Here is a 550-nt window from a genome sequence, read left to right on the forward strand (position 1 = left end):
AGTCTTCAGCTTCAAAAAATTACTGAGGATGGGGTAAACCCATATATTATGGGTTACTATGCATCAGCGCCATCTGCCCTTCGCGGAGCGGATGCCAACATAGATTATTGGGGATATTACAATGGTGTCAGCAATACCAGTCTGATCCCACAAACGGGTGCAGATCTCGAACCCCGTTTGGCTGCCACACTTAGTGGCGCATTAACGAGCCTTACCTATCCAACAACCGGTTATACCGCCATTGAGTATGAACAGAATACGTATAGTTACGTCCAGAATGCCGTAACGACTGCTTCAAGGATAGTTGTTGATGAATATTACCACCACCGTAAATGGAATGTCGGTACTTCAAGCCTTGATCAGGATGGTTTTACCAGTATTGTACTCACTGCTCCGGCACGTGTGGACGTCCGGCTTAACAATGCTTCCGTTGCACCTGCACCCACTAATTGTACCAGCCAGGGGACTTTTATTTCTCAAACGCTTAGTGCGGGTACTTATACGCCAACCCAGATTCTGACGCTATATAATTTTTATCCTTGTAATCAGG

1 protein-coding gene is annotated in these 550 nt (G+C 46.0%); it reads left to right on the forward strand.

Annotated features, from left to right (window positions below; all coding sequences use genetic code 11):
* On the forward strand, positions 1-550 hold a 550-nt coding region (locus tag RB622_RS30225), incomplete at both ends, for a hypothetical protein (protein WP_308050575.1).

Source organism: Dyadobacter sp. LHD-138 (assembly GCF_030929615.1).
Taxonomy (GTDB): Bacteria; Bacteroidota; Bacteroidia; order Cytophagales; family Spirosomataceae; genus Dyadobacter.